This window comes from Streptomyces sp. NPDC096013 (assembly GCF_044763565.1).
Taxonomy (GTDB): Bacteria; Actinomycetota; Actinomycetes; order Streptomycetales; family Streptomycetaceae; genus Streptomyces.
The window spans coordinates 540,865-556,843 of the sequence record NZ_JBIWGK010000004.1; the positions used below are offsets into that span (position 1 = coordinate 540,865).

General features: G+C 70.8%; 12 protein-coding genes. 5 read left to right on the forward strand and 7 right to left on the reverse strand.

The window, feature by feature from the left end:
- Positions 1 to 122: 122 nt before the first annotated feature.
- On the forward strand, positions 123 to 1,052 hold the full coding sequence (locus ACIRB1_RS17185; protein ID WP_403466083.1) for a LysR family transcriptional regulator: 930 nt from the start codon (positions 123 to 125) through the stop codon (positions 1,050 to 1,052).
- A gap of 91 nt (positions 1,053 to 1,143) precedes the next feature.
- On the opposite strand, the gene ACIRB1_RS17190 is transcribed toward ACIRB1_RS17185, so the two are convergent.
- Positions 1,144 to 1,824, reverse strand: coding sequence for a chaplin (locus ACIRB1_RS17190; RefSeq protein WP_403466084.1), 681 nt, complete (start codon positions 1,822 to 1,824; stop codon positions 1,144 to 1,146).
- A gap of 318 nt (positions 1,825 to 2,142) precedes the next feature.
- Here ACIRB1_RS17190 and ACIRB1_RS17195 point away from each other — a divergent pair, with 318 nt between their 5' ends.
- Positions 2,143 to 3,729: an alpha/beta hydrolase gene (locus tag ACIRB1_RS17195; protein WP_403466085.1), complete on the forward strand. Its 1,587-nt coding sequence runs from the start codon at positions 2,143 to 2,145 to the stop codon at positions 3,727 to 3,729.
- 15 nt (positions 3,730 to 3,744) lie between these two features.
- Here ACIRB1_RS17195 and asnB read toward each other — a convergent pair whose 3' ends face one another.
- The 3 genes from asnB to ACIRB1_RS17210 form a co-directional block, all read right to left on the reverse strand.
- Entirely contained in the window at positions 3,745 to 5,586 is a 1,842-nt protein-coding gene (gene asnB / locus ACIRB1_RS17200) for an asparagine synthase (glutamine-hydrolyzing) (RefSeq protein WP_403466086.1), read from the reverse strand.
- A 289-nt stretch (positions 5,587 to 5,875) separates the two neighbouring features.
- Positions 5,876 to 7,120, reverse strand: a complete 1,245-nt coding sequence (locus ACIRB1_RS17205) for an arginine deiminase (protein WP_403466087.1) — start codon at positions 7,118 to 7,120, stop codon at positions 5,876 to 5,878.
- A gap of 47 nt (positions 7,121 to 7,167) precedes the next feature.
- Positions 7,168 to 8,595: a basic amino acid/polyamine antiporter gene (locus ACIRB1_RS17210; protein ID WP_403466088.1), complete on the reverse strand. Its 1,428-nt coding sequence runs from the start codon at positions 8,593 to 8,595 to the stop codon at positions 7,168 to 7,170.
- Between the two features lie 87 nt (positions 8,596 to 8,682).
- Here ACIRB1_RS17210 and ACIRB1_RS17215 point away from each other — a divergent pair, with 87 nt between their 5' ends.
- Positions 8,683 to 9,783: a chemotaxis protein gene (locus ACIRB1_RS17215; RefSeq protein WP_352185810.1), complete on the forward strand. Its 1,101-nt coding sequence runs from the start codon at positions 8,683 to 8,685 to the stop codon at positions 9,781 to 9,783.
- 114 nt (positions 9,784 to 9,897) lie between these two features.
- The gene (locus ACIRB1_RS17220) at positions 9,898 to 10,923 is read left to right on the forward strand and encodes a Gfo/Idh/MocA family protein (RefSeq protein ID WP_403466089.1); all 1,026 of its coding nucleotides are present in this window, start codon (positions 9,898 to 9,900) and stop codon (positions 10,921 to 10,923) included.
- Here ACIRB1_RS17220 and ACIRB1_RS17225 read toward each other — a convergent pair.
- The 3 genes from ACIRB1_RS17225 to ACIRB1_RS17235 all read right to left on the reverse strand — a co-directional run bounded on the left by ACIRB1_RS17225 (position 10,913) and on the right by ACIRB1_RS17235 (position 14,902).
- Positions 10,913 to 12,943: a phosphocholine-specific phospholipase C gene (locus ACIRB1_RS17225; RefSeq protein WP_403466090.1), complete on the reverse strand. Its 2,031-nt coding sequence runs from the start codon at positions 12,941 to 12,943 to the stop codon at positions 10,913 to 10,915. The genes ACIRB1_RS17220 and ACIRB1_RS17225 overlap by 11 nt on opposite strands.
- Positions 12,944 to 13,082: 139 nt before the next feature.
- Positions 13,083 to 13,496 carry an SsgA family sporulation/cell division regulator gene (locus ACIRB1_RS17230; RefSeq protein WP_352185813.1) on the reverse strand — a complete coding sequence of 138 codons (414 nt, stop codon included), beginning with the start codon at positions 13,494 to 13,496 and terminating at the stop codon, positions 13,083 to 13,085.
- Positions 13,497 to 13,960: 464 nt separating this feature from the next.
- Positions 13,961 to 14,902 (reverse strand): LysR family transcriptional regulator, encoded by a 942-nt coding sequence (locus ACIRB1_RS17235; protein ID WP_352185814.1) that lies wholly within the window; start codon positions 14,900 to 14,902, stop codon positions 13,961 to 13,963.
- A 71-nt stretch (positions 14,903 to 14,973) separates the two neighbouring features.
- Between ACIRB1_RS17235 and ACIRB1_RS17240 the strand changes: the two genes are divergently transcribed.
- A complete protein-coding gene (locus ACIRB1_RS17240; RefSeq protein ID WP_403466091.1) occupies positions 14,974 to 15,861 on the forward strand; it encodes an SDR family NAD(P)-dependent oxidoreductase in 888 nt (295 codons plus the stop codon).
- Positions 15,862 to 15,979: the final 118 nt, after the last annotated feature.

Consider the following 15,979-nt stretch of genomic DNA (forward strand, 5'->3'; position numbering starts at 1 on the left):
GGCATCACGCGGGCTCGGGGTCCAAAGCCTGTTACGTATGGAGCAATACGTTTCAGGCATCACAGCAGCTCAAGGTACACATCCAACGAGCAGGCCCCCGTGCTCCGCAGTACACTCCAGGCATGACGGACCTCCCTCCCGCCCCCGACCTCGAACTGCGTCTCGTGCGGTACTTCATCGCCGTCGCCGAGCAGCGGCACTTCGGCCGCGCCGCCGAGGCACTGCACATCACCCAGCCGTCACTCAGCCGTCAAGTACGGCGCCTGGAGGACCAGTTGGGGGCGCGCCTGCTGGACCGTACCCCGCAGGGCACCCGGCTCACGGAGGCCGGGGAGGTCTTCCTGCCGCGCGCGAAGGCGCTGTTGCGCTCCACCGCGCAGGCCGCCGCCGAGACCCGCGCAGCCGCCCAGCCCGGCCGCCTCACCGTCGGCTACATGGCGAACCTGTTCGTCACCCCGGCGGTGCGCGACGTACGGCGCAGGCATCCGGACGCCGATGTGCACGTCGTACATCTCGCCTACGACGACGTGCGGACGGCGCTGCTCGACCGGCGGGTGGACGTGGCGGTGGCCCGACTGCCTTTCCCCACCGGTCGGTTGGACGTCACGATCCTCTACGACGAGCCGCGCTTCCTGCTCGTCCCGCTCGACCACCGCCTCGCGGGCAAGGAGTCCGTGACCCTGGACGACATCGCCGACGAGCCGCTTCCCCAGATGCCCGGCGCGGACCCGGCGTGGACCGCCTTCTGGCGCATCGACCCCCGGCCGGACGGCCGCCCGGCACCCGGCGGTCCGGTCATCCGGGTGGTGGAGGACAAGTTCGAGTTCGTCGCCGACGGCCAGGCCGTGGCGATCGTGGCCGGTCTCCGGCCCGGCCAGACGGTCCGCCCCGACATCACGGCGATCCCGCTCCACGGCGTGGAGCCGAGCCATGTCGCCCTCGCGACCCGCGCCGGCGAGCACCACCGTCTGCTGACCGCGTTCCGGAAGTCCGCCCGCGCGCTGCTCAGGGCGCCGTCGGCGCGGCCCGATGAACTCCCCACCGTTTCCTAGGAGTTGATGCCCTCCGCCCTCCCCCGGAACGGCGGAGGCCCCACCGGTCGCACACCCGGCGGGGCCTTCCGTCCTGGTGCGGGTGCTGGGGTCAGCGTCCCGCCTTGGGGCGGTGGCGCCGGTAGAGGGCGGTGCCGCCCAGGAGGAGGGCCGCGCTCGCGACGGCGGCCGGGATGGTGCCGTCGGCGCCCGTGTGGGCGAGGGACGCCTCGGCCACGGGCTGGGCGGGGTGCCCCTTCACCTCCGTCATCGGTTCGGGGCCGGGGTGCGACTTCACCGGGGCGGGCGGCGCGGGGGTCGGGGGCGCGGGCTGGTCGGGGTGGTCGGGGTGGTCGCCCGAGGTGTTCTCGGAGTGGTTGCCCACGCTCGGGTTGCCGACGCCGACCACGCTCACGGAATTGCCGCTGAGGTTGACGGGGAGGTGGATCGGGAGTTGCACCCCGTTGCCGGAGAGCAGACCCGGCGAATCCTTTTCGCCGCCCTGTGCGACGGCACCGCCGTGCGTCCCGCCGGTGTTCTTCCCGCCGCTCCTGTGGACGCCTGCGGCTTTCGCTCCGCTGTCATTGGCGCAGCTGTTCCCCGCGGCCGGATTGAGGAGTCCCACCACGTTCACGGTGTTCCCGCACACGTTCACCGGTACGTGCACCGGGAGCTGAATGGTGTTGCCGGAGATCACCCCGGGCGAACCGGCCGCGGCGCCCTCCGCGCCGGAGTCCGCGAACGCGGGCATCGCCGCGGTCAGCGCACCGGATGCGGCGGCTACGGCGATCACACCGTTTCGGGCAACCCGTTTCATAGAATCCCTGCCTTCCAGAGATGTAGCGGGCACACACCCGCACCGGATAAAACGCGGGCGCACCATGCGAGTTATGGCTTATCTGCCTTTCACTCCATCGAGCGTCGCGATTATCGAACTGCCCGTAAAAATTCCCGATCAGTCGGAAAACCATTAGTCGGAAAACCTCTTAGGACTATGGAAGGAGCGCAGAATACGGCACCGGACGCCACCCCGCTCGCCGGGAGGCGCGGCCCGTTCGGCGCACTTATCGTGATCGGAGGCGCTGGTCACGGCGCGTTCTTGGAGGCATTGATGCTGGCCAAGCTGTCAACGCGGCCCGCGTTCCGGCGCCGCGCGTTCACCGGGGTCCTCACGCTGGCGCTGCTCGGCGCGGGGGTGCCCGCGCTCGCCACGGCCGACGACCGGCCGCAGCCCGACCTGTCCCGGTTCTACCGGCAGAAGGTGAAGTGGGCCGCATGCAAGGACATGGACGCGCCCAAGGACCTGGAGTGCGGGAAGGTCACGGTCCCGCTCGACTACGCGAAGCCCGGCGCGCGGACGCTCGACCTCGCGCTGGCCCGGTACCGCGCGACCGGCAAGTCGCGGGGTTCCGTGCTGCTGAACTTCGGCGGTCCCGGTGGCGCGGGGGTGAGTGAACTCGCCTCGGACGGCAAGGAGTTCATGGATCTGACGAACGGCTACGACGTCGTCACCTTCGATCCGCGCGGCGTCGGCCAGTCCTCGCCGGTCAGTTGTGGCGCGGGTACCGAGGAGGGCTCGACCGCGGGCGGGGAGGACCCGTCCGACAGCAGCGACCCGAAGGTCGTCATGCGGCAGCTGCGGAAGGCGGCGGCGATCTGCGCCAAGTACTCCGGGCCCGTCCTGCCGCACATCGGCACGGTCAACGCCTCCCGGGACCTGGACGTGATGCGTCAGGCCCTCGGCGACAAGAAGCTCAACTACTTCGGCTTCTCGTACGGGACACGGCTCGGCGCGGTGTACGCGGCCCAATTCCCCAAGAAGGTGGGCCGGTTGGTGCTCGACGGCGTCGACACCCTCACCGAACCGCTGTCCGAGCAGGGGGTGGCGGGCGCCCAGGGGCAGCAGACGGCGCTGGAGGACTTCCTCGACTGGTGCGTGCAGGACATCGCGTGCCCCTTCGGGACGGACGGGCGCGAGGCGCCGGACCGGGTCGTCCAGCTCGTCCGGTCCCTCGACAAGGACCCGGTGCAGACGGACTTCGGCGACACGTTCTCCGGCCAGGACCTGGTCGGCTCCATCAGTCAGGCGCTGTACAGCAGGCAGCTGTGGCCGGCGCTGGAGCGGGCCATCGCCTCCCTGGTGGAGGACGGTGACACGCGGGCCGTCATGGGGTTCTCCTCGGGCGGCACCGGTGTCCCCCGGCTCGGCGGCAGCGGCGGGATCGTCGACGCGCAGGACGTCCCGCTCGACAACCTCCCGGCCGCCCTGATGGCCGTCAACTGCGCCGACGACCCGGACCGCCCCACCGCCGACCAGATCACCAGGCACCTGGGCGCGCTGCGCGCCGAGTACGAGCAGGCGTCTCCGGTCTTCGGCCGCTACCGGCTCACCGAGGTGCTGATGTGCTACGGCCGCCCCAAGGGCACCGACTACATCCGCGACGACGTCAAGGACGTGGACACGTCGAAGATGCTCCTCGTCGGCACCCGGGGCGACCCGGCGACGCCGTACCGCTGGACCGTGGAGACGGCCCAGCGGCTGGGGTCCTCGGCCGTGGTGCTCGACAACAAGGGCGAGGGCCACACCGGTTACGCGTCCTCGAAGTGCGTGCACGGCAAGGTCGACGACTTCCTGCTCTACGGTTCCCTGCCGCCCAGCGGGAGTTCGTGCCCGCCGGACACCGTGCCCACGCCCTGAGTTCGCGCGAGTTGTTCAGTCGAGTGAGATCTCGGGCTTGTAGAGGTCCATCCAGAGCGCCAGGTCGAGGGCACGTTCCAGTCCCCGGCGGCCCGCCTGGGTGCTGATGGGGGTGTCGCGGTGGGCGGCCTGGTGGAGCCTCTCGCGGTCGACGAGGTCGAAGACCGGGTGGGAGGGCCGAGCCAGGAGGTCCTTGGCGTGGTCCTGGAGGGCGACCGCGTACTTGGGGTCCTGGGTGGACGGGTAGGGGCTCTTGACCCGGTCGTAGACGGACTGCGGGAGGACGTCCGCGGTGGCCTCCCTGAGCAGGGTCTTCTCCCGGCCGTCGTAGGACTTGAGGGCCCAGGGGGTGTTGAAGACGTACTCGACGAGCCGGTGGTCGCAGAACGGGACGCGGACCTCCAGGCCGACGGCCATGCTCGCGCGGTCCTTGCGGTCGAGGAGGATGCGGACGAAGCGGGAGAGGTGGAGGTGGCAGATGCGGCGCATGCGGTACTCGAAGTCGCTCTCGCCGTCGAGGCGTTGGATGCCGGCGACGGCGGTGCGGTAGCCGTCGGCGATGTAGGCCTGGGTGTCGAGGGCCTTGGTCAGGTCGGGGCGCAGGACGTCGGCGTCGTCGCCGAAGTGCTGGCCGAAGCGGACCAGCCAGGGGAAAGTGTCGGCGCGCCGGGCCTCCTCGTCGAAGAACTGGAGGTAGCCGCCGAAGACCTCGTCGGCGGACTCGCCGGACAGGGCGACCGTGGACTGGTCGCGGATGGCGCGGAACAGCAGGTACAGCGAGGCGTCCATGTCGCCGAAGCCCAGGGGGAGATCGCGGGCGCGGAGCATCTTCGCGCGGACGTCGAGGTCGGCGAGGGCCTGTGCGTCGAGCACGATGTCCTGGTGGTCGGTGCCGGAGGCCCTGGCCACATCGTGGACGTACGGGGTGTCGGGGGTGCCGCGCAGTTCGTCGGCGACGAAGTTCTCGTTCTGGCCGGCGAAGTCGACGGCGAAGCTGCGCACCTTCTCGCCGTGCTCGGCGAGTTGGCGGGCGGCGATCGCGGTCATGGCGGAGGAGTCGAGGCCGCCGGAGAGCAGGGTGCAGCGCGGTACGTCGGCGACGAGCTGGCGGCGGACGATGTCGTCGAGGAGGGTGCGGACGTGGGTGACGGTGGCGTCGCGGTCGTCGGTGTGCGGGCGGGTCTCCAACTGCCAGTAGACGCGCCGCCGAAGACCCGAGCGGTCGACGGTGACGACGGTGCCGGGCTCGACCTCGTGCATGCCGTCCCAGATGGCGTGTCCGGGGGTCTTGATCATGGTGAAGAGTTCGCGCAGGCCGTCCAGGGTGACCTTGGGGCGGGCCAGCGGGTTGGCGAGGATCGCCTTCGGCTCGGAGCCGAACAGGACGCCGTCCGACGTCGGGTGGTAGTAGAAGGGCTTGATGCCCATGCGGTCGCGGATCATGACGAGTTGGTCGCGGCGGCCGTCCCAGATCGCGAAGGCGTACATGCCGTTGAGGCGTTCGGCGACGCCGTCGCCCCATTCGAGATAGCCGCGCAGGACGACCTCGGTGTCGGATTCGGTGGTGAACCGGTGCCCCCTGTCGGCGAGTTCGCGGCGCAGCTCGGTGAAGTTGTAGGCCTCCCCCGAGTAGACGAGCGCGACCGTGCCGTCCGCCGTGTCGGCGGTCATCGGCTGACGGCCGCCGGGCAGGTCGATGATCGCGAGCCGGCGGTGTCCGAGGGCGGCGGGACCCTGCACCCAGGTACCGCGGTCGTCCGGGCCGCGGCAGGCCATCGTCTCCGTCATTGCATCCAATGCGGCGACCTCGGAGCGCAGTTCACGGTCGAAGGAGACCCAGCCGGTGATGCCGCACATGCGTTACCTCCTGCGTTCGGTCCGCCGGAGATGGGGCGTTGACCTGCGTGTTCCCGCACGCCAGGCCCGCATCCGGCGAACCAGATGTATTCAGCACCTATATGACGAGCGTGTGTCACACCCACCGGGCCGGTCAACACGCCCGTAACCTGAACGGCCGCCCCGACCCCCGGTTTTGAGCCGCGCTTTGCGCACCCGAGGTCCATGCGTCGGGGCCCCACCGGGCAGCGCTCGTCAGGAATCGGCCATGGGCAAAGAGTTGCTCAACATCCCGTCGGCGCCCGGAACCTCAGAACTCCACCGGGTCCCGCACGATCGGGCAGGTCATGCAGTGGCCGCCGCCCCGGCCGCGCCCGAGTTCGGCGCCGACGATCGTGGTGACCTCGACGCCCGCCTTGCGCAGCAGGGTGTTGGTCTGGGTGTTGCGGTCGTAGGTGAAGACCACGCCCGGCTCCAGCGCGACCGCGTTGTTGCCGCTGTCCCACTGCTGGCGTTCGGAGGCGTAGATGTCGCCGCCCGTCTCGACGACCCGCAGTCCGGGCAGGCCGAGCGCCTTGGCGACGACGTCGGTGAAGGGGGCCGAGCCCTCGTCGACGATGTCGATGCCGGGCGCCTTGTCGCCGGGGCGCAGGGAGAAGGTGTGGACGGCGTCCATGATCGCCGGGTAGAGGGTCACCAGGTCGCGGTCGGCGAAGGTGAAGACCGTGTCGAGGTGCATCGCGGAGCGCAGCTTCGGCATCCCGGCGACGACGACGTGCTCGGCGGCGCCCAACTCGAAGAGGGCTTTGGCGACTTGGGTGATGGCCTGGCGCGAGGTGCGCTCGCTCATGCCCATCAGGACGACGCCGTTGCCGACGGGCATGATGTCGCCGCCCTCGAACGTGGCCTGCCCCCAGTCGAGTTCGGGGTCGCCCCACCAGACTACGGAACCCGCGAAGTCGGGGTGGAAGGTGTAGATCGCCTTCATCAGGAGGGTCTCGTCGTGCCGGGCGGGCCAGTACAGCGGGTTGAGGGTGAGGCCGCCGTAGAGCCAGCAGGTGGTGTCGCGGGTGTAGAGGGTGTTGGGCAGCGGCGGCATCAGGTATTCGCGGACGCCGGTCGACTCGCGGACGAGGGCGACGTAGTCGGTGCGGTACTCGTCCGGGAGGTCGGCGGTGGCCAGGCCGCCGATCAGATACTTCGCCAGGTCGGCCGGTTCGAGGCTCTCCAGGTAGGCGCGGGTCGCGTCGATGAGGCCGAGGCCGACCTCGTTGGCGATGATCTTCCGGTCCAGGAGCCAGTCCCTGGCGGCGGGGATCGTCATGGTCTGGGCGAGCAGTTCGTGCAACTCGACGACGTCGACGCCGCGTTCGCGGAGTTTGTTGACGAAGTCGGCGTGGTCGCGCTGGGCGTTCTCGACCCACATCACGTCGTCGAAGAGCAGGTCGTCGGAGTTGGTCGGGGTGAGCCTGCGGTGGGCCAGGCCCGGCGCGCAGACCAGCACCTTGCGGAGGCGGCCGACCTCGGAGTGGACGCCGTACTCATGTCGGTTCACGCTGTCCTGGCTGGTCACGGTGCACCTCTCCGGGGGTCGGGGGCGGGTCAGAGGCTGATCCAGCCCAGCGTCAGGGCGACGATCCCGACGGCGGCGCCGGCGATCGAGACGGCGAGGATCACCAGTTCTCGGGCCGAGAACGGCGAACGCCCCTGTTCCCTGCGGGCCTTGACGAACAGGAAGGTGGCGGGCGCGTAGATGATCAACGAGACGAGGAGGTACTTGAGCCCGGCCGCGTAGAGGAGGAACGCGGTGTAGATCGTGGCGAGGACCGCGACCGTCAACTCGCCGCGTCCGGCCCGGGTTTCGGCGAGGGCGATCCGCACGGCGAAGCCGGCCGCGAGCAGGAACGGGATCAGGGTCAGTGAACTCGTCAGGTCCAGGGCGAAGTTGAAGGCATCGTCGGAGAAGTAGGTGACGATCAGGACGACTTGGCTGAGCAGGGTGGTCATCACCAGGGCGGGGACGGGCACATCGGCCGCCGTGGACCTCTTCAGGAAGCGCGGCATGTCGTCGTCCTTGGCGGCGACGAACAGCACCTCGGCGGCCATCAGCGTCCAGGCGAGATAGGCGCCCAGCACGGAGATGATCAGCCCGACGCTGACGAAGGCCTTCCCCCAGGTGCCGACCGCGTGTTCCAGCACGCCCGCCATGGAGGGCTGGCGCAGTTCGGCGATCTCACCCATCGGCATCAGGCCGTAGGACACGATCGTGACCGACGCGAAGACGGCGAAGACGCTGAGGAAGCCGAGGACGGTCGCGCGGCCGACGTCCTCGCGGCGCTTGGCATGGCGGGAGTAGACGCTGGCGCCCTCGACGCCGAGGAACACGAAGACGGTGGCCAGCATGGTGCCCTTGACCTGCTGGAACAGGGAGCCCGCGTAGTCGGCGCCACCGAAGTTCTCGGCGAAGACATGGGGCTTGAGGTAGAAGAGCGCCAGGACGACGAAGACGAGGATCGGCACGACCTTGGCGACGGTGACGACGCGGTTGATGGCCGCCGCCTCCTTCACCCCGCGGCTGATCAACAGGAAGAAGAGCCACAGCCCGACCGAGGAGAGGACCACCGCGAGGACGGTGTCGCCCTCGCCGAGCGCGGGCGCGATCGTGCCGATCGTCGACATGATCAGCACCCAGTACGTCACATTGCCGACGCAGGCGCTGGCCCAGTAGCCGAACGCGGAGAAGAAGCCGAGGTATTCGCCGAAGCCGGCCTTGGCGTAGGCGTAGACACCGGCGTCCAGGTCGGGTCTGCGGACCGCGAGGGTCTGGAAGACGAAGGCCAGCATCAGCATGCCCGTACCGGCGACGGCCCAGGCGATCAGGGCGCCGGCGACGCCCGTCTCCTGCGCGAAGCGGCGCGGGAGCGAGAACACGCCGGCCCCGACCATGGAGCCGACCACCATGGTCGTGAGCGTCGGCAGGGTCAGTTTGGCGGCTGTGGTCCCTGGGGCGGTGGTGGCGGCTTCCGTCACCCGAGGGACGTTAGCAACCAAATGCCCCTATTGCCTGGTGGGCTTCCCCCATATGCCCCATCCGCGAATCGGCCCTATCGTGCTGTTATGGAGCACGCACTGAGTTCTGCCACCCTGACCGAACTGCGGCGCCCGCGCCCTTACCCCGCGGTCTCCGTGCTCACCCCGACCCATCGCCGCGAGCCCGACAACGCCCAGGACCCGGTCCGGCTGCGCAACGTGGTGGCCGAGGCCAAGAAGCAGTTGGAGGCCGATCCCGCGGTCCCCCGGGACCGGCGCATCGACGTCGTCCACCAGCTCGACCAGGCCCTCGCCGAGGTCGATCTGGCGCACGCCGAGGACGGTCTGGTGATCTTCGCCGCGCCGGGCGAGCACCAGGTGTGGTCCCTCGCCAGGTCGGTACCGGAGCGTGTGGTGCTCTCGGACACGTTCCTGACCCGCAATCTCGTCTCCGCGCAGGCCTCCGAGCGTCCGTTCTGGGTGCTGTCGCTCGCCGCGGACCGCGTCACGCTGTGGAACGGCGGCGTCGACCGGGTCGTCGAGGACCATGTGGGCGGCTTTCCGCTGACCCGCGACCACCGGGACAACTTCGACGCCGAGCGCCTGGAGCGGATCGGCGACATCCCGAGCACCTTCCGCGACGAGGACACCCGGCACTTCCTGCGCGAGGCGGACACCGCGATGGGCCGGGTCCTGCGCGAGCACCGGCGCCCGCTCTACGTCACCGGCGACCAGGCCGCCCTGTCCGCCTTCGACGAGGTCGGCAGCGCCACCAAGGACGCGGTGCACATCGCGCACGGCGGCCTCGCGCACGGCACACCCGACGCCGTGTGGCAGGCCGTACGGCCGCTGGTCGACGCCGAGGCGCGCAAGAACACCGTCACCGTCACCCGCGAGCTCGAATCGGCGCGCGGGCGCAAGGAGTTCGCGGCTGGCGTCGACGAGGTCTGGCAGAACGCCCGGGAGGGCCGGGTCCGGCTGCTGGCCGTCGAGGAGAACTACCGTGTCACGGTCCGCGACGACCACGGCGAGCATCTGGTCCCCGCCGACAGCGACGATCTCGACGCCCGCGAGGACATCGTGGACGAGATCGTCGAACAGTGCCTGGAGACCGGCGCCGAGGTCCGCTTCGTCCCCGACGGCACCCTGAACGACGCGGAGGGCATCGCGGGCGTCCTGCGCTACTGAGCCCGCCGTGCCCCGGAGCCCGGCGCACTCCTGAGGCCGCCCCGCACTCCTGAGGCCACCCCTCCCCTGCGGCGTACGCTACGGCGTGATCGTCGACGGAGAGGGAGTGCGCACGTGGGTGACCTGCTGGGTGTGGCCGTACTGGGTGCGGGACACATGGGAGCCGACCACATACGACGCCTCGATCAGGTGGTGAGCGGCGCCAGGGTCGCCGCCGTGGCCGACCCGGACACGGATCGCGCCAAGCAGGCGGTGGCCGGCCTCGACGCGGTCGCGGTGCACGAGGACGCCGTGGCCGCGCTGGACGCCCCCGGGGTCGAGGCGGTGCTCATCGCCTCACCGGGTCCCGCACACGAGGAGGCGCTGCTCGCGGCCTTCGCGCGCGGCCTTCCGGTGCTGTGCGAGAAGCCCATGGTGCCGGACTCGGCCGGGGCGCTGCGCGTGGTGGAGGCCGAGGCGCGGCTCGGGCGGCGGCTGGCGCAGATCGGGTTCATGCGGCGCTACGACGCGGAGTACCGGCGCCTCAAGTCTCTGCTGGACAGCGGACAGTTGGGGCGCCCCCTGATGCTGCACTGCACCCACCGCAACGTGTCGTCGCCCTCGTACTTCACCTCGGCGATGCTGATCGACAGCTCGGTGTCGCACGAGATCGACGCGGCCCGCTGGCTGCTTCGCCAGGAACTCACCGCGGTGACGGTGCTCAGCCCGCGCTCGTCGGCGAACGCCCCCGAGGGTCTGGTCGACCCGCAGCTGGTGCTCTTCGAGACCGACGGGGGCGCCCTGGTCGACGTCGAGATCTTCGTCAACAGCGGCTTCGGCTACCAGGTGCGCTGCGAGGCCGTGTGCGAGGCGGGCAGCGCCCGGATCGGCGAGGATCACTCGATGGTCGTCACCACCCGGGGCAGCTCCCACGAGGACGTGCCGCTGGACTATCTGGTCCGGTTCGCGGCGGCCTACGACCGCGAGGTGCAGTCCTGGGTCGACGCCACCCGGCGCGGCCTGGTCACCGGCCCGAGCGCCTGGGACGGCTACGCGTCCTCCGCGATCGCCGAGGCCGGGGTCCGGGCGCTGGAGAGCGGCGGCCGGGTGGCCGTCGAGCTCGCCCCGCGCCCGGAGCTGTACGCCGACGTCAGCCGCTGACGCTCGCCGCGCCCGACTCCAGGTGCCCGGTGAACCGGCGCGACCAGGTCGCGTCGGAGTCCACGGTCACCGTGAAGTCGTACCAACCGCTCTGGTACGCCACGGCGTTGAAGAAGTCCTCCGTGGAGGCGCCCGCGGCGACGGTGTAGGTCCACGGTCCGTCGCCGCGGTAGTGGTTGGAGGTGATGGTGAACTTCACCGGGGCAGCCGACGAGTTGGTCATCTTGAAGTAGATCGCGAGCTTGCCCGTGCCCGGCTCGACGGCGTAACGGGTGCTCACCTCGACGGACTTGCCCGCCTTCGTCGCGTCGCCCTGGAAGCGGCGCAGGAAGCGGTTGGGGCCGGCCATGGTGAGGTCGTACTTGCCGCTGCCGTAGCCCGTCCCGATGTTGAAGTAGTCGGAGGCGGTGCCGCCCGGGTCGATCGTGTACTGCCAGGGCGTGGTGTCCCGGTAGGCGTTGGGGTGGATCGACAGGTGGGCGGCGCTCTTCGCTGCGCCGCCCTGGTTGCTCATGGCGAACCAGGCGAGAATCTTGCCGCTCGTCCCGAACTCCAGGTGATCCAGGTACCCGTTGGGCTGGTACGGCAGCGCACGGGCGGGCCGGGTGCCGGTCTCCTGGACGGGCAGGGCGTTGGTCGTCGGCACCGGGTTGGGCAGCGGGCCGCAGGTGGAGATGCCGATGACGCTGGTCGCGGGCAGGGACACCGCGCCGTGGACCGGGTTCGCGAAGTCGAAGACGCCGGTCAGGTCGCCGCTGACCTTGCGGCGCCAGGTACTGATGTTGGGGCAGGCGGCCGGCTTGCCGAGGGCCGTGGTCCAGGTCTCCAGGAAGCGCAGGACCGACGTGTGCTCGAAGACCTCGGAGGAGACCCAACCGCCGCGCGTCCAGGGCGAGATGACGATCATCGGGACGCGGAAGCCGAAGCCGTAGGGCACGCCGTTGAGGAACTCGCCGTCGGTGCCGGTCGGCGGGGCGGGCGGCGGGACGTGGTCGAAGTAGCCGTCGTTCTCGTCGTAGTTGAGGAACAGGACCGTCGAGTCGAAGACGGCCGGGTCGGCGGCGAGGGCCTGGTAGACGAGGCTGACGAAGTGCGCGCCGTCGCCCGGCGGGGCGTAGGGGTGCTCGGAGAACGCCTGGTTGGGGACCACCCAGGAGACCTGCGGGAGGGTGCCCGCGAGGACGTCGGCCTTGATGGCGGCGGCGATGTCGTCCGGGGTGGAGCCGGTGGCGGCCGGGACGGAGGACATGCCGCGGTCGTAAAGGGCGCTGCCCGCCTTGGAACCGGCGAAGTTCTTGAAGTAGGCGCAGCCGTTGTCGCCGTAGTTGTCGGCCGCGTTCTGGTAGACCTTCCAGGTCACTCCGGCGTTCTGGAGGGACTCGGCGTAGGTCTGCCAGGTGAGGCCGGACTCGTCACCGCCGTCGTAGCTGGAGGAGTCGACCTTGCCGCTCCACAGATAGGTGCGGTTGGGGCCGGTCGCGCTGAGCGTGGAGCAGAAGTAGGCGTCGCAGATGGTGTAGTTGTCGGCGAGCGCGTAGTGGAACGGGATGTCCGAGCGGTCCAGATAGCCCAGCGAGCGGACGTTGCCCACGCCCGAGACCCAGTTGTCGAGGCGGCCCTTGTTCCATGCCGAGTGCTGCGATGACCAGGAGTGCGGCAGGTCGCCGTTGCACTGGGCGAGGGTCTCGCCGTCCTGGCCGCCCGCGGCAGGGGTGGCGCTCAGCTTCCACGGGTACTGCCGGCCGCCGCCGTTGGGCTGGTTGAAGACCGGGTAGCCGCCGCTCAGGGTGAGACCGCTGCGGTCGTCGAAGCCGCGGACGCCCTTGAGGCGTCCGAAGTAGTGGTCGAAGCTGCGGTTCTCCTGCATCAGGATCACCACGTGCTTCACGTCCGAGATCGTGCCGGTCGCCGCCGTCGCCCGCTGCGCCGCGACCGCCGGCCGTGCGCCGGTGCCCGTCGCCATGCCCGCCGCCACGGTGGCACCGAGCCCCACGAAGCCTCTTCGGCTGATCGGTGTCATACGCCCCGCCCTCGTCACAGGCGTGCCCGAGCGGCACACCGCGCGCAAGGGTGCACGGGGTGATCGCCAAGGTCCATACCCGGACGGTTAGGCGGAGGTGAACAAAAGTCAAAACCGCCTCCGGGGTGCCGGGTCGCGCTCAGACGATCCCGAACAGGGCGGTCAGGCCCCGGTCGACGACCGCGTCCATGTCCTCCTGTCCGGTGGCGACGAGGTCGTAGGTCCGCAGCAGGAAGCGGCGCAGTTCCGGGGTGTGGAAGTGAAGCAGGGCGAGGCCGAACGGCGAGTGGAACTCCAGCACCGTCCGGTCCCGGCCGCACGGCCACAGGTGCACATCACCGCCGCCGGCCGGCCTGCGCAGCCCCTCCTCCAGCAGCGAGCGGGCGAAGGTCCAGGTGACGCCCTCGCCGTCGAGGGAGACATCGGGCGGGAAGTCGAGGTGCACGGCCAGCGGGTCCGACGCGAGGTAGCGGAGCGTGGCGGACACGGGGATCTCGCTGTCGTCCGCCGTGATCAGCCGGGCCCGGGTGGGCTGTTCGAGGGTGATGTCCATGGTCGGTCTCCACTCCGGGTGTGAGGTCGGCCGGATTGCCGTGTGCCTGTACGACCTCGCAGGTGCCCTTCGCATTACGCGGAACCCCGAATGAATCCATGTGACCTGCATCACATCAGCGTCGTCAGGTGGGGCCGCCGGTGCATTCGTTTCCGGCGGGACGGGCGGGTCCGGTGCGGTGGACCCCGTGAAGAGGGCCCCGGAACAGGGACGACGGACGCGGTGCCACACGTCGGGGGTCCTCACGGCACGCCCGCCGACCACGCTCGCCCGGGCGCCGTTCCGGACCGTGACGGGACCGGTCGGCGCGGGCCCCTTCGCGCCCGACGAGGAGCGGGCCGCCTACGGCACCTGTCCGGACGTCCGTAGGTTCGGAACCGTACTGGCGGCGGGCATGCTCGGCCTGTACCAACACCCGTACAGCCAAAGGCGAGTTGATCAACCCGGCCCGGCCGGCCAGGCGCTCACTCCCGCGCACCCCCCGTATGCGGATCGTCCGCATCGAGCGCCGCCCCCCGAATCGCGGCCGCCACCCGCGTGACCGCCTCCGAAGGTGTTCCGGGCAGGTGGGCCAGGAGGAGGCGGCGTTGCTCCTGGGGGCCGCCGCGTACCGGCAGGACGCGGACGCCTGGTGGGGCGGCGGGGGCGAGGGAGCCGGCGACCGTGGTCAAGCCGGCGCCCGCGGCGACGAGGTGGAGCTTGGCCAGCCAGTCGCGGGCGGTGTGGGCGATCTCGGGGCGCTCGTCCAGACCCGGCCACACCCCCATGAGGCGGTCCTCGCCGGAGGAGGCGCTCGCGATCCAGCGCCGGCCGCGCAGATCCGCTACGTCGACGTAGTCGCCGCGTGCCAGCGGATGCGTCGCGGGCACCGCGAGGCACAGCGGGCGTTCGGTCAGGGTGCGCAGCACCAGCGGCGGCGACTCGGTGTCCGGCGGCCGGAACGGCGGTGCCGACGCCAGCAGCGCGAGGTCGAGACTCCCGGCGCGCAGGGCGCGGACGAGGGCCGGGGTGCCGCCCTCCCGGCTGACGACGTGCAGGTCCGGGTCGGTGCGGCGCAGGGCGGCCAGCGCGCGGGGCACCAGGACCGCGCCCGCGCTGGGGAACCAGCCCAGGCGGACGGTCGCGCCCTCCGTCGGCAGCCCGGACAGCTCGCGCGCGGTCGCGTCGATCTCGTCCACCACGACGGTCGCCCGGCGCAGGACGACCCGGCCGGCCGGAGTCAGCCGTACGCCGTCGCGGCGCCGTTCGAGCAGTTCAGCGCCCGCGGCCCGTTCGATCGCGGCGATCTGGCGGGACACCGCGGACTGGGTGTAGCCCAGCGAGGCGGCGGCCGCGGTGAAGGTTCCTTGTTCCGCGACCGCGCGGAAGACACGCAGGGCGGTGAGTGACACATCCGTGAAGTCCATGACGTTTACGCATACTAGCGGTGCGTAACTCTCGTTGGACGCACACCCGGCGCGTTTCTACCGTGGCAGTCATGAACGCTGCACGCATCGCCCTCGTCACGGGCTCCAACCAAGGACTCGGCCGCGCCCTCGTCGAAGGACTGGCGGCCCGGCTGGGCCCCGCCGACCTCGTCCTGCTCACCGGCCGCGACCAGGCACGGGTCACCGACGCGGCCCAGGAGGTCGCCAACCTGCCCGGCACCCGCGGCCGTGTGGAGGGCCGGGTCCTGGACGTCACCGACACCGACGCCATCGCCGGCCTAGCCACCGACCTGCGGCGGCGGTACGGCGGGGTCGACATCGTCATTTCGAACGCCGTGACCCGGATGCTGCCCGGGGAGTCGCAGGCCGCGCGCGCCGACGAGTTCATCGACGTCTCCAACACCGCCACCCACGCGATGCTCCGCTCCTTCGGGCCCGTCCTGCGCCCCGGCGGCCGGTTCCTCGTCGTGGCCAGCAGCCTCGGCACCCTCGGTCACCTGGACCCGGCCCTGCACCACCTGTTCGACGGCGCGAGCCTGGACCAGGTCGAGTACGCCGTCGAGTCCTGGCGCAGCGCCGTCCACCACCGGACGACGGCCGAGGCGGGCTGGCCGCTGTGGCTGAACGTGCCCTCGAAGGTGGCTCAGGTCGCCGCCGTCCGCGCGGTCGCCGCGGAGCGCCGCGAGCACGACCTCGCGACCGGCACCCTGGTCGCCGCCGTCTGCCCGGGCATGGTCGACACGGCCACGTCCCGCCCGTGGTTCAGCGACTTCAGCCAGGCCCGGTCCCCGGCCGAGGCGGCGGGCGCCGTGCTCGACCTCGTCTTCAGCGAGCACGTGGACCCCACGCACTACGGCGAGTTGGTCCGCTTCGGCAAGGCCCTGGACTGGCACGGCGGCACCCCGCCGGTGGAACAGGACCAGCTGATCACACCGTGACCGCGAGGCATGGATCAACTGACCTGTCACGCGCAGCAGTTGTGGCCGCGTCCGGGTGGCGGCTGGTGTGCCGTCACCCGGACGCGGCCGTCCGATCCGAGTCCGCTCAGCCGCTAAC